This window comes from Streptomyces sp. SKN60, from assembly GCF_026236535.1.
GTDB lineage: Bacteria > Actinomycetota > Actinomycetes > Streptomycetales > Streptomycetaceae > Streptomyces.
Genome location: NZ_JAHTMW010000002.1, coordinates 593,537 through 606,155 on the forward strand (window position 1 = coordinate 593,537; position 12,619 = coordinate 606,155).

Annotated in this window: 12 protein-coding genes and 1 tRNA gene; 6 read left to right on the forward strand and 7 right to left on the reverse strand. The window is 74.5% G+C overall.

Features of this window, described 5'->3' with window-relative positions:
• The first annotated feature begins 7 nt into the window (after nt 1–7).
• Nucleotides 8–80, forward strand: a tRNA-His gene (locus KV205_RS05775).
• A 128-nt stretch (nt 81–208) separates the two neighbouring features.
• On the opposite strand, the gene KV205_RS05780 is transcribed toward KV205_RS05775, so the two are convergent.
• Together KV205_RS05780 and KV205_RS05785 are read right to left on the reverse strand one after the other, a co-directional pair.
• A complete protein-coding gene (locus KV205_RS05780; protein WP_265862762.1) occupies nt 209–1,072 on the reverse strand; it encodes a glycosyltransferase family 2 protein in 864 nt (287 codons plus the stop codon).
• 115 nt (nt 1,073–1,187) lie between these two features.
• Nucleotides 1,188–1,760, reverse strand: a complete 573-nt coding sequence (locus KV205_RS05785) for a GNAT family N-acetyltransferase (RefSeq protein ID WP_265862661.1) — start codon at nt 1,758–1,760, stop codon at nt 1,188–1,190.
• A 165-nt stretch (nt 1,761–1,925) separates the two neighbouring features.
• Between KV205_RS05785 and KV205_RS05790 the strand changes: the two genes are divergently transcribed.
• From KV205_RS05790 to KV205_RS05800, 3 genes are read left to right on the forward strand one after another with little or no spacing between them, the layout of a single operon-like run.
• Nucleotides 1,926–3,293 (forward strand): ABC transporter substrate-binding protein, encoded by a 1,368-nt coding sequence (locus KV205_RS05790; RefSeq protein ID WP_265862662.1) that lies wholly within the window; start codon nt 1,926–1,928, stop codon nt 3,291–3,293.
• Nucleotides 3,248–4,189 (forward strand): carbohydrate ABC transporter permease, encoded by a 942-nt coding sequence (locus KV205_RS05795; protein WP_265862764.1) that lies wholly within the window; start codon nt 3,248–3,250, stop codon nt 4,187–4,189. The genes KV205_RS05790 and KV205_RS05795 overlap by 46 nt, the downstream gene beginning before the upstream one ends.
• On the forward strand, nt 4,189–5,031 hold the full coding sequence (locus tag KV205_RS05800) for a carbohydrate ABC transporter permease (RefSeq protein WP_265862663.1): 843 nt from the start codon (nt 4,189–4,191) through the stop codon (nt 5,029–5,031). Before KV205_RS05795 ends, KV205_RS05800 begins: the two co-directional genes overlap by 1 nt.
• A 99-nt stretch (nt 5,032–5,130) precedes the next feature.
• Here the strand turns inward: KV205_RS05800 and KV205_RS05805 are convergent, their stop codons facing one another.
• From KV205_RS05805 to KV205_RS05815, 3 genes are all read right to left on the reverse strand, one after another.
• A complete protein-coding gene (locus tag KV205_RS05805) occupies nt 5,131–6,615 on the reverse strand; it encodes a cellulose binding domain-containing protein (protein ID WP_265862665.1) in 1,485 nt (494 codons plus the stop codon).
• 189 nt (nt 6,616–6,804) lie between these two features.
• Nucleotides 6,805–8,184, reverse strand: coding sequence for a HAMP domain-containing sensor histidine kinase (locus KV205_RS05810; protein WP_265862667.1), 1,380 nt, complete (start codon nt 8,182–8,184; stop codon nt 6,805–6,807).
• A complete protein-coding gene (locus KV205_RS05815; protein WP_265862668.1) occupies nt 8,181–8,891 on the reverse strand; it encodes a response regulator transcription factor in 711 nt (236 codons plus the stop codon). Before KV205_RS05815 ends, KV205_RS05810 begins: the two co-directional genes overlap by 4 nt.
• 61 nt (nt 8,892–8,952) lie before the next feature.
• Between KV205_RS05815 and KV205_RS05820 the strand changes: the two genes are divergently transcribed.
• Nucleotides 8,953–9,492, forward strand: coding sequence for a hypothetical protein (locus tag KV205_RS05820; protein ID WP_265862670.1), 540 nt, complete (start codon nt 8,953–8,955; stop codon nt 9,490–9,492).
• A gap of 8 nt (nt 9,493–9,500) precedes the next feature.
• Here the strand turns inward: KV205_RS05820 and KV205_RS05825 are convergent, their stop codons facing one another.
• Nucleotides 9,501–10,367, reverse strand: a complete 867-nt coding sequence (locus KV205_RS05825; protein WP_265862672.1) for a spermidine synthase — start codon at nt 10,365–10,367, stop codon at nt 9,501–9,503.
• A 214-nt stretch (nt 10,368–10,581) separates the two neighbouring features.
• A complete protein-coding gene (locus KV205_RS05830) occupies nt 10,582–11,091 on the reverse strand; it encodes a hypothetical protein (protein WP_265862766.1) in 510 nt (169 codons plus the stop codon).
• A 235-nt stretch (nt 11,092–11,326) separates the two neighbouring features.
• On the opposite strand from KV205_RS05830, the gene KV205_RS05835 reads away from it, so the two are divergent.
• Nucleotides 11,327–12,619, forward strand: a complete 1,293-nt coding sequence (locus tag KV205_RS05835) for a tetratricopeptide repeat protein (protein ID WP_265862674.1) — start codon at nt 11,327–11,329, stop codon at nt 12,617–12,619.

Below are 12,619 nucleotides of genomic sequence, written 5' to 3' on the forward strand. Positions count from 1 at the left end.
GGTCATGGTGGGTGTAGCTCAGCTGGTAGAGCACCTGGTTGTGGTCCAGGATGCCGCGGGTTCGAGTCCCGTCACTCACCCTGAAGGGTCGAGGCCCCGGTTCGGAAGAACCGGGGCCTCGCTCGTTTCCTGGGCCGGACACAACCCGACACGGGCCGGGAGCAGGTCCGGCCCCGCCCCTGGAGAGGGCGAGGCCGGGCGGCGTGTCTCAGATCACCGGCGGGCGGCCGAGCCGGCCCATCCGCCAGACCGTGGCCCAGCTCATCGGCCGGCGGTCGCCGCCGGACCGGCGGACGCCCTCGACGAAGCCGCCGAACCAGGCGCGCAGCCCCGGCAGGGAGCGGGTGCGGGCGATCGTCAGCAGGGTCCACACGCCCAGGTAGACCGGGACCAGCGGGGCCGGCAGGTTCCGCTTCGCCAGCCAGACCCGGTTGCGGGCCGTCATCCGGTAGTAGACCGCGTGCCGGGCCGGGCTGGTCTTCGGGTGCTGGAGCAGCAGCTCCGGCGCGTACCGCACGGTCCAGCCCGCGTCGAGCGCGCGCCAGGCCAGGTCGGTCTCCTCGTGGGTGAAGAAGAAGTCCTCCGGCCAGCCGCCGACCTGGTCGAGCATCCGCATCGACAGGCCGTGACCGCCGCCGAGGAAGGTGGTCACCTCGCCGCCGCGCATCGGGTCCTTGGCGCCCAGCCGGGGCACGTGGCGGCGCTGCGTCTCGCCGTGCTCGTCGGCGATCCGGAAGGAGACGATGCCGAGCGCCTGCTCCGCCTCGTACAGGTCGGCAAGCCGCCGGAAGACATCGGTGTCGACGAGCAGACCGTCGTCGTCGAGGTCCACGACGACATCGACGTCGCCGAAGGAGCGGAGGGTCTCGATGGCGACGTTGCGGCCGCCGGACACCCCGCGGTTCTCCGGGAGCTCCACGCCGTGCACGCCGTCCGGCAGCTCGGCGAGCGAACCGGTGCCGTTGCCGATCACCACGACCCGGGCGGGCGGCTCGTCCTGCATGGCCACCGAATCGAGCAGCGCCCGCAGCTCCTTCGGGCGTGTGCCCATCGTCAGCACCGCCACACCCATACGCGGTCGCGCCACAACCCACTCCGTTTCCTTGCCGTCATCAAGCGTCCCGCGATGCTAACGGCCCCGCGTTCCCTCCTGTTCATGTGTACGGCACTCAGGGCATGTCCCGGCGTCAGCGCAGGTCGCGCCGCATCAGGACCCGGGGGTGGCCGGCGAGGACCGAGGTGGTGTCGGCGGCGTGGACGAACCCGGCGCGCTCGAAGTTCCCGCGCAGCCCCGCGTACGCCATGGTCGTGTCGACCCGCGCGTCGCCGTTGTCCACCGGGTACGCCTCGACGACCGGGGCGCCGTGAGCGCGGGCGAACTCGACCGCGCCGGTGATCAGGGCGTGCGAGATGCCCCGCCTGCGGTGCCCGGGGCGGACCCGGACGCACCACAGCGACCACACCGGCAGGTCGTCGAGGTGCGGGATCGTGCGGCTGCGGGCGTACGAGGTGTCGGCGCGCGGCGCCACGGCCGCCCAGCCGACCGGCTCGTCCCCGTCGTACGCGAGGACCCCGGGCGGTACGGCACCGGCGCACAGCTGCGCCACGTACGCACCGCGCTCCGGCCCGCGCATCGCGTGGTCGAGCTTGGCCGGGATGCGATGGCTGAGGCACCAGCAGACGGTGGCGGTCGGCGACTTCGGGCCGATGACGGCCGCCGTGTCCGCGAAGTCCGACGCCGGACGCACCTCGATGCTCATCCCGTTCTCCCCTCTCGTACCGCTCGTACCACTCATCCGTACCCTCGCCCCCTCCGGTCCCGTCAGCCTCGCACGTCAAGGCCTCACCCGCCGGGGATTCACCCGCCGGGGCCTTCATCGGCGAGCGTCCCCGGGCGGCCCACCGGACCGCACTACGGTCGCGCCATGCCCCGGCGTACGAGAAGCAGCAGCGGCCCCCGTCGCGCCGCCGTCCGGCGGGTCACCGCGCTCGCCCTCGCCCTGCTGCTCGGCGCGGGCCTCACCGCGGGCTGCGCCACCGACCCGCCCGGGCCGAGCCGTACAACCGGCGAAGGATCCGGCGGGGTGGACCCGGCGGGGCGGCCGGTCACGCTGACGGTCGGGGTGTTCGGGGCCTTCGGGCTCAAGGAGGCCGGGCTCTACGACACGTACATGCGGCTCCATCCCGACGTGGCGGTCCGGCAGACCTCGATCGAGCGGAACGAGAACTACTACCCGCAGCTGATCACCCATCTGGTCACCGGCTCCGGCCTCGCCGACGTGCAGGCCGTGGAGGTCGGGAACATCGCCGAGGTGGTCGGCACGCAGGGGCCGCGCCTGGTGGACCTGGGCGCGGTGCCGGGGGTGGACCGGGCGGCGTTCCTGCCGTGGAAGTGGGCGCAGGGCACCGGCCGGGACGGGCGCACGGTCGCGCTCGGCACGGACGTCGGCCCGCAGGCGGTCTGCTACCGCAAGGACCTGTTCGCGCGGGCCGGGCTGCCGACCGGCCGGGCGGAGGTGGGGCGGCTGTGGGCCGGGGACTGGCGGCGGTTCCTGGCGGCGGGGCGGCGGTTCGCGGCGAAGGCGCCGGCCGGGACGGCGTTCACGGACTCGGCGTCCGGGGTCCTCTCGGCGGTCGTCAGCAGCAACCCCCGGCGCTTCTACGACGAGCGGGGCGCCCTCGTGATCGGCTCCGACCCGGGCGTACGGGAGGCCTGGGACCTCGCCGCGGCCTTCGCCCGGCAGGGGCTCACGGCCCGGCTGCAGCAGTTCACGCCCGGCTGGGACCAGGGCTTCGCGAACGGGGCCTTCGCGACCGTGGTGTGCCCGGCCTGGATGCTCGGCTACATCGAGGACAAGGCGGGCCCGGCGGGGCGGGGCCGCTGGGACGTGGCGGCGGCGCCCCGGCCGGGCAACCGGGGCGGTTCCTTCCTGGTCGTCCCCAAGGCCGGCCCGCACCGGGCGGAGGCGGCCGAGCTCGCCGCCTGGCTGACCGCCCCGGCCCAGCAGGCCCGGGTCTTCGCCCGCCGGGGCAGCTTCCCGAGCGCCTCCGCCGCGCACGCCCTGCCGTCGGTGGCCGGCGCCCGCCATCCGTACTTCGGCGACACCCCGGTGGGCGCGATCTTCGGGGCGGCGGCCCGCGGCGTGCCGTCGGCGCCGATCGGCCCGAAGGAGGGCCTGGTCGCCCAGCTCCTGACCGACGGCGGCATGCTCCTGGTCGACCAGACGGGTCGCGACCCGGACGAGGCCTGGGCGGACGCGCTGCGGTCGATCGACAACGCCCTGGACCGGTGAGGGTGAGGCAGCGCGTCGACCGCTGGGTGCCGTACGGGCTCGTCGCGCCCTTCTTCGTCCTCTTCGGCGCCTTCGGGCTCTTCCCCCTCCTCTACACCGGCTGGGCGTCGCTGCACCGGGTCGAGCTGACGGCGCTCGACCGGCCCGAGTGGGTGGGCCTGCGCAACTACACCCGGCTCGCCGAGGATCCGTACTTCTGGAACGCGCTGGGCAACACCTTCGTGATCGGCGTGCTCTCGACGGTGCCCCAGCTGCTGCTCGCGCTCGGGGTGGCGCACCTGCTCGACGCGCGGCTGCGGGCCCGCGGCTTCTTCCGGGTGGTGGCGCTCGCGCCGTACGCGACCTCGGTGGCGGCGGCGACGCTGGTGTTCGCGCTGCTCTTCGGGCGCGAACACGGGCCGGTGAACTGGGCGTTCACGGCGGCCGGGCTGGCGCCGGTGGACTGGCAGAACGGGCCGTGGGCGGCGAAGGCGGCGGTGTCGGCGATCGTGGTGTGGCGGTGGACCGGCTACAACGCGCTGATCTATCTGGCGGCGATGCAGACGGTGCCACGCGAGCTGTACGAGGCGGCGGCGCTCGACGGGGCCTCGCGGTGGCGGCGGTTCGTCCACGTCACGCTGCCGGCGCTGCGGCCGACGATCCTGTTCACGGTCGTCGTGTCGACGATCGGGGCGACCCAGCTGTTCGGCGAGCCGCTGCTGTTCGACGCCGGGACGGGGGCCTCGGGCGGGGCGGACCACCAGTTCCAGACGCTGGGGCTCTACCTGTACGAGCAGGGGTGGGTGAACCTGCATCTGGGGCGGGCCTCGGCGATCGCCTGGGTGATGCTGCTGATCCTGCTCGTCGTGTTCGGGGCGGCCCGGCTCGTGCGCTCGCGGCCCCGGGGGCGGGCCTGATGCGGGGCGAGCGGGGTCAGGGGGGCGAGCGGGCGGGCTGGGGCACGTACACCCTGCTCCTGCTGTTCTGCGCGGTCTCCCTCTTCCCGCTGCTGTGGGCGGGGGTGGCGGCATCGCGGACGACCACCCGGCTCGCGCACACCCCGCCGCCGCTGCGCTTCGGCCGGAACCTGCCGGAGCACCTGGCCGTGGCCTGGACCGACGCCCGCCTCGGCGCGGCGCTCTTCAACACGCTGCTCGTGGCGGGGCTGGTCGCGGCGGGCACGGTCCTGGTGGCGACCCTGGCCGGTTTCGCCTTCGCGCGGCTGCGGTTCCGCTTCCGGGGCGCGCTGTTCGCCCTTGTGGTGGGGACGATGCTGATCCCGCCGCAGCTCGGCGTCGTACCGCTGTATCTGCTCGTGGCCCGGCTGCAATGGACGGACGAGCTGCGGGCGGTGGTGCTGCCAGGACTCGTGTCGGCGTTCGGGGTGTTCTTCATGCGGCAGCACCTGCTGCGCGCGCTGCCGGCCGAACTGGTCGAGGCGGCGCGGATGGACGGGGCGGGACCGCTGCGGATCGTGTGGCACGTGGTGTTCCCGGCGGCCCGTCCGGCGATGGCGGTGCTCGGCACGCTGACCTTCGTGGCGGCCTGGAACGACTTCTTCTGGCCGGTGCTCGTGCTGACCCAGACGGGCAGTCCGACGGTGCAGGTGGCGCTGACCGGTCTGGGCCGCGGTTACATCCCGGACCGCTCGGTGGTGATGGCGGGCGCGCTGCTCGGCACGGTGCCGCTGCTGCTCGTGTTCGCGGTGCTCGGGCGGCTGGTGGTGGGTGGGGTGATGCGGGGCGCCGTGAAGGGGTGAGCGTGGGGAGAGAGGAGCGCGCCCCGGACGATGGTGGGGGTGGGACCGTCCGGGGCGCGCGGTGTGGGGGGCCAGGGGTGGACTCGGTGGCCTGGGGTGTTACTTGTAGGCGCCGAAGGCCTTGGTGAAGGCCAGCGGCTGCTGGAGGATCGAGGAGCAGGTCGGGTCGGCGTAGTTCACGGCGCCGGACGCGCACTGCTTGTCGCGGGTCGCCGACCACATCGCCAGCCAGCCGATGCCCTTGGACTTGGCGAAGTCCACGAGCTGGGTGGCGTCGTCGACCTTGAAGATCTCGGACGAGACGTCATTGACGCCGATCATCGGGGTGACGGCGACGGCCTTCCAGGCGGCCGCGTCGGAGAGCCCGAGGACGCCCTTGATCTGGGCCTGGGTGGCGGTGGCGGCCTGGATCGCGTACGTGCCCATGTCGCCGCTGTAGGCCGGTCCGTAGTCCATCGCCATGATGTTCACGGCGTCGACCCGGACGCCGTTGCGCTTCGCGTCGGCGATCAGGTCCACGCCCGGCTGGGTCAGGCCCTCGGGCATGACGGGCAGGGTGAACGACACGTTCAGGCCCGGGTGGGACTTCTGGAGCTGCGCGATGGCCTGGGAGCGGCGGGAGTTGGCGGCGGTGTCGGGGAGCGCGGCGCCCTCGATGTCGAAGTCGACCTTGGTGAGCTTGTACTGGTCGACGACCTTGCCGTACGCGGCGGCCAGCGCGTCCGCGGTCGAGCAGTTGAGCGCCAGCTCGTGCCCGGCGGCCCCGCCGAACGACACCCGCACGTCCCCGCCCTTGGCGCGCAGTGCCCCGATCTGCGCGGCGACCTTGTCCGAGGCGAGGTCGGTGACCCCGCCCCAGAGCGGGGCGCAGCTGCCGCCGGAGGTGATGAAGGCGAGGTTGAACTCCTTGACGCCGGTCGCGTCGACGGTGGAGAGGAGGTCGTACGCGGGGTAGAGGGAGGTGTCGACGTACGGCGCGAACTTCGCGGAGCCGCTGGTCGGGGGCGGAGTGGTCGTGGTGGGGGTGGGCGTCGGGGTGACGGTCCTGGTGGGCGTGGGCGTGGGCGTCGGGCTGGCCGTCTTGGTGGGCGTCGGGCTCGGGGTGGGCGCGGTGGTCGTGGGACGCCCGGTGGGGGTGGGCGCGGGGCCGCCGGCGGCGCAGCTGGCCTTGTTGATGAGGCAGTTGACGGGGTCCCCGGCCTGCCCGGACGCGGAGGTCACGAACCCGACGGTGACGGACTGCCCGGGCGCGAGCTGCCGGTTCCAGCTCGCGGGCTTCACGGTGACGTGCCGCCCGGACACGGTGTGCTCACCGTTCCACAGCGACCCGATCGTGGTCCCCTCCGGCAGGTCGAACTCCAGCGTCCAGTCCGACTGCGGCGCGTCGGTCTCGTTGGTGACGACGTACTGCCCGGTGTAGCCGCCGGTCCAGGAGCTCGTCCTGGTGTAGGCCGCGCCGACGGACGCGGCCTGCGCGGTCCCGGAGAGCGCGGACGCCGCGCCCCCGATGACAGCCGCGGCCACGACCGCCCCGATCGCCTTGGTCCTGACGCTCGCCTTGCGCCGGTGTGCGCTGGTGCCCATCGCGTGCCTGCCTCTGTGTGCCGGGGGTGTGGAGGGTGGTGGGGTGCGGCAGCACGCTAGCGACTCGGAAACGGACAAATGCCTGATGTCGGTGCGGGGTTGGGATTCTTAGGGTCCGCTTAAGGAGGACATCGGGACGGCAAAAGGTTGCGCCGTGAAGACCCCCCGAAACCGGACTCGCGGACCCGCTCAGCCCTTCTGGCCGCGTCCTCGGCGGCCCGCACCCGCGCGGCGGCCGCGGCGGGGGCCCGGGGTGGGGGCGCGGCGGGCGTCGAGGGCGATCCAGATGCGGATCTCGGTGCCGCCGAGGACGGAGCGGCCGATGCGGACGTCGCCGCCGGTGGCCTCCGCCATCCGGCGGGCGATGTCGAGGCCGAGGCCGGTGGAGCCGTCGCGGCCGCTGCCCGCGCCGCGGGCGAGCGCGGCGGCGGGGTCGGGGATGCCGGGGCCGGCGTCGGAGACCAGGACGATGACGGCGTCGTCGCCGTTGTGGAGGTCCACGGAGAAGGCCGTGCCCTCCGGGGTGTGCCGGAAGACGTTGCCGAGGAGGGCGTCGAGCGCGGCGACGAGTTCGGGGCGCGCGACCGGGATGCGGACCGGACGGTCGACGCCCGCGACCCGTACCTTCCGGCCCTCGTCCTCCGCGAGCGCCGACCAGAAGTCCATCCGCTCGCGCACCACTTCCGCCGCGTCGCAGCCGGCGACCGGCGCGGTGGCCTGGGTCTGCGGCTTGGCCTCCCGGGCCGTCCGGATGATGGTGTCGACCTCGCGCTCCAGCTGCTCGACCGCGGCCCGGGTCTGCTCGGCGGCCGGGCCGGAGCCCAGCGAGGCCGCGTTGAGGCGGAGCACGGTGAGCGGGGTGCGCAGCCGGTGGGAGAGGTCGGCGGCGAGTTCGCGCTCGTTGGCGAGGAGCTGGACGACCTGGTCGGCCATCGAGTTGAAGGCGACGGCCGCGGACTTGAGCTCCGGCGGCCCCTCCTCCCGTACCCGCGCGCCAAGCCGCCCCTCGCCGAGTTCGTGCGCGGCGCGGGCGAGTCGCTGCGCGGGCTGCACCATGCGCAGGCCGAGCCGGTCGGCGACCGCGACCGATCCGACGATCAGGGCCACGCCGACCGCGGCGAGCACCAGCCACGCCGTCGCGACGCCGTTGCTGACCTCGCCCTCGGGCACGAAGAGTTCGACGACGGCGACCTGCCCCGAGCTGACCGCGGTGGGCTGGAGCAGCACGAACCCGCCCGGCACCTCCGCGATCGTCGCCCGCCCGAGCCGCCGCGTCGTGCCCAGGTCCTCGCCGCTCGCCCGCCGGGACCCGATCGCCTGCCCCCTGCCGGGCAGATGGACGGCGAGCCGCCCCTCCGCGCCGTCGTCGGTGGTGGCGACGGCCCGTTTTAGCTGCTCGCGGTCGGTGGTGATGGCGAGCACCGGCGCCAGGCCGGAGGCCCGCCGCTCGGCGTTGGAGAAGGCCCGGTCGCGGGCCATCTCCTTGACGACGAGCCCGAGGGGTACGGCGAAGGCGACCACGACCATCACGGTGACGGCGAGCGACACCTTGACCAGCGCCCACCTCACGGCCGGGCCTCGGCGGCCGCGGCCGGCGGCTCCAGCTTGACGCCCACCCCGCGCAGGGTGTGCAGATAGCGGGGCCGGGCCGCCGTCTCGCCCAGTTTCCGTCGCAGCCACGACAGATGGACGTCGATGGTCTGGTCGTCCCCGTACGCCTGCTGCCACACCTCGGCGAGCAGCTCCTTGCGCGAGACGACCACCCCGGGCCGCCCGGCGAGGAAGGCGAGCAGGTCGAACTCGCGACGGGTCAGGTCGAGCGCCGCCCCGTCGAGCGCCGCCTGCCGCCTGAGCGGGTCGATGGCGAGCCCGCCGACCCGCAGCTCCCGGGACGGCGGCGCCTCGCCCGCCGAGGAGCGGGCCCGGCGCAGGACGGCGGTCATCCGCGCGGACAGGTGCTCCACGGAGAACGGCTTGGTCAGATAGTCGTCGGCCCCGTCGTTGAGCAGCCGTACGATCTCGGCCTCGTCGTCGCGCGCGGTCGCGATGATCACCGGCACGTCGGTGATCCCGCGCAGCATCTTCAGCGCCTCGGCCCCGTCGAGATCGGGCAGCCCGAGGTCGAGGATGACCACGTCGAAGCGGAAATGGGCGACCTCGCGCAACGCCTCCAGGGCCGTCCCGACGCTCCGCACGGTGTGGGAGGCCTCGGTGAGATGCCGGATGAGGGCGGAACGGACGAACTGGTCGTCCTCGACCACGAGCACACTTGCCATGGCCCGCACCGTACGCCATCCGGGGGACAGCGGGACGGCCGGCGGATGGCAGGATGACCCGGTGCGAAGAGGTCTGGTTCACGCCCTGGCGTGGTCGCTCGCCACGGGCGCGGCGGTCACCCTCTCCTGGTGGGGGGTGCACACGGTGCTGGCCGGCACGGTCTACGACCCGCCGCGCGCGCTGCCCATCCCGTCCGGCGCCACGGGCTCGGACGGCGCCTCGATCGGCGCGCCCACCTCGGCCGCGACCCCGTCGGCGCCCACGGCCACCCCCTCCGCCGGCCCGGGCACCGGCATCCCGTCGCAGCCGCCGACCACTGCCCCGGCCGCGCCCCGGCAGCCGGCCTCCGCGAAGCCGCCGGCGGACACGAGCGGCAACGTGAAGAGTTACGGCACGGACGGCGGCCGGGCCGTCTTCGATCTGGGCCCGTCCTCGGCGGAACTGGTGAACGCGACGCCCGAGTCGGGCTGGCAGATGCAGGTGTGGAAGCAGCCCACCTGGATCCGGGTGACCTTCACCAAGGACGGGCGGGAGATCTCCGTCTTCTGCCTGTGGCACGACTCGGCGCCGCGCGTGGAGATCGACGAACGCGCTGTCTGACTGCCTGATCAGCGGAAGACGGAGGCGGGCGGTACGGGTGAGGGCTTGGCGCCGGCGTCGGTGACCGCGGCCGCCCCGCCGGTGAAGTCGGCGAGCGCCCGCCCGTGCTCCACCCGCCCCGGGTGCGGGTCGGTCGCGACCCGCCGGGTCAGCTCGGCCACCGGCAGCACGCGGTCGGAGGCGAGCAGTACGGCGTTGCCGAAGCGGCGCCCGCGCAGCACGGTCGGGTCGGCGGCGAGCGCGAGCTCCGGGAAGACGGCGGCGGCGGTCGCGATCTGGCCGCGGAGATGGGCCAGCGGCGGGCCGTCGGCGAGGTTGGCCGCGTAGAAGCCGCCGGGCCGCAGCACCCTGCGCACCTCGGCGAGGAACTCCGTACTGGTCAGATGCGCGGGGGTACGGGCGCCGCTGAACACGTCGGCGATGATCAGGTCGGCCCAGCCGTCCTGGACCTTGCCGAGCCCGGCGCGCGCGTCGGTCGAACGGACCCGGATCCTGGCCCCCGCGTCGAGCGGCAGCTCCCGCCGCACGAGCTGCACGAGCGGCCCGTCCAGCTCGACGATCTGCTGGGTCGAGCGCGGGCGGGTGGCCGCCACGTACCGGGCGAGGGTGAAGGCGCCGCCGCCGAGGTGCACGACCTGGACCGGCCGGTTCGCCGGCGCGACGAGGTCGGCGATGTGGCCGAGGCGCCGCTGGTACTCGAAGGACAGGTACGCGGGGTCGTCGAGGTCCACGTGCGACTGCGGGGCGCCGTCGATCAGCAGCGTCCAGCCCCGCGCCCGCTCCCGGTCGGGTATGAGCTCCGCGAGCCCGCCGTCCACCTGCTCGACGACCGCCGCAGCCTCCGCCGCCCGCTCCCGCTGTCTGTTCCTGGCCACGCCCTCATTATCGACGCAGGTGACGACCAGCTGCGCCCCGGTAGGGGCGCGGGGAACTGCGCGAGCAACCACGACGGCGCCGCACCCAGCCTACGGACGGCCGGACCCCAGGGGCGCGGGACTGTGACACTTGCGGCTCCGCCGCGTGGGCACGAGCAACCACGACGGCGCCGCACCAACCCACCGGCGGCACCCACCCCCGCCCCTCAAACCGTCAGCGACACCCATCCGCCGCCTCGATCAACCGTGCCGCCTGCCCGAGCGCCTCCCGCAACATCGCCGGGTCCGTGACCTCACCGCTGTCGCCGGGCGGCAACAGCCAGTCGGCGGGGCGCGGAGTGGCGCCGTCCGGGCCCGGGAGCTCCGGCGGCTCCGGGATCCGCAGCCCGCGCCCGTCCGTCCTCGTACACGCGCTGCCCGGCATGTCCCAGCCCGCCGCGGTGCCCGGCGGCACCAGGAAGCCGAGCGTGTCGCAGGCCCCGTCGTGCAGCACCGGGCCGACCGCCGGGGCGCCGCCGCGGCGCAGGATGTCCACGGCCTCCAGGCCCTGCCGGGCCGGCACGGTCACCAGGTCGCAGGGCGCGGCGACGTCCGGCCCGGCCGTCCGGACGGCTTCGCCGGGGGACGCGCTCGCGTCCGCCGTGGGGGTGTGCCGCTCGGTCGACGCCTGCGAGGCGGACGGCGCCTGCGCGGCGACCGGCCCGATGGCTCCGGCTTCCACCATTTCCACCATGGGACCCTCCTCGTTTTCGAAGAGGAGACACGTTCCGTCTCTCCACATGGTTCAACGCCGCTCCCCGTCAACGGCTACGGCGGCACGCCGCCGCAAAGGATGGCAGTTCATGGCAGATCGCGTACGAGATATCCGATTTGTTGCCAAACCCAGCGTGGGCGACCGGTCACAGCAGGTACGTTCTTGCCCCGCCGGAACACCGGCAGCACCAGGAGAGGGCTCGGCCATGGCGTTGTCACGGGCAGTTCCCAATCTCGCCTTCCGCAGGCTCCGCGGACAGCGTTCGCCGGCGGAGTTCGCCGCGGCCGTCCGCCGGGCGGCACGGGAGATCGGCGAGCAGGTCGCGTGCGACGCCCGCTACATCGGCCGCGTCGAGGCGGGCGAGATCCGCTGCCCGAACTACGCGTACGAGCGGGTCTTCCTGCACATGTTCCCCGGACTGAGCCTTGCGGACCTGGGGTTCTCGGCGCGGGAGGCCGTTCGCGGCCGGCGGCCGGCCGCCGTGGCGGCCGGGGCACCGCCGCCCCTCGCCTTCACCACCCGGAACGATGAGGAGAGCGACGTGCTGCGTCGCGCATTCATGACCGGCGGCACCGCCACCCTGGCGACCGCCTCGCTGGGACTCGGCGGCTCGGCCGCCGTGGCCATCCCGGCCCCCCGCTCGGTCCACCGCGTCGGCGACGCCGAGGTCCGCGCCGTAGAGGAAGCGGTTCGCCAGATCCGGCTGCTCGACGACCGGCACGGCGCCGAGGGCCTCTACCGGCGGGCCACCCAGCCACTGCGCTCCGCGTACGCCCTGCTCGACGCGGGCGTCACCGCCCGCCGCGCCACGGCCGACCGGCTGCACAACGGCGCCGGCGAACTCGCCATCTCCGTCGGCTGGCTCGCCCACGACTCGGGCCGGCTCGACGACGCCCGCTCGCACTACGCCGAGGCCCTGGCCACCGCCCGGATGGCCGGCGACTCCGCCTTGGAGGCGCACGCCTTCTGCAACGCCTCGTTCCTGGCCCGGGACTCGGGCCGCTACCGCGAGGCGGTACGGGCCGCCCAGGCCGGGCTGCGGGCCGCGGCACCGCTCGCCTCCGACCGGCTGCTCGCGCTGCTCACCCTCCGGGAGGCCGGGGCCTGGGCCGGGCTCGGCGACCGCGGCGCCTGCTCGGCGGCGCTCGGCCGGGCGCACGCCCACTTCGGGCGGGGCCCCGGCGAGGGCGACCCGGAGTGGATGTCCTTCTTCGGGGAGCCGGAACTGGAGGCGCAGGAGGCGCTGTGCTGGTCGCTGCTCGGCGACTGGTCCCGGGCCGCCCGCCACGCCCAGCGCGCCACGGTCCTGCAGGACCCGCACTTCGCCCGTAACCTCGCCCTCTACCGCACCCAGCTGGCCGGCAACCTGGCCCGCGCGGGCCGCCCCGACGAGGCGGCGGCGGAGGTACGGCGGGTGGAGGACTCCCTGGCGGGCGTCGAGTCGGCCCGTATCCGCAGCCTGTTGACGGAGACCCGCAAGGTCATCGCCGCGCACTGA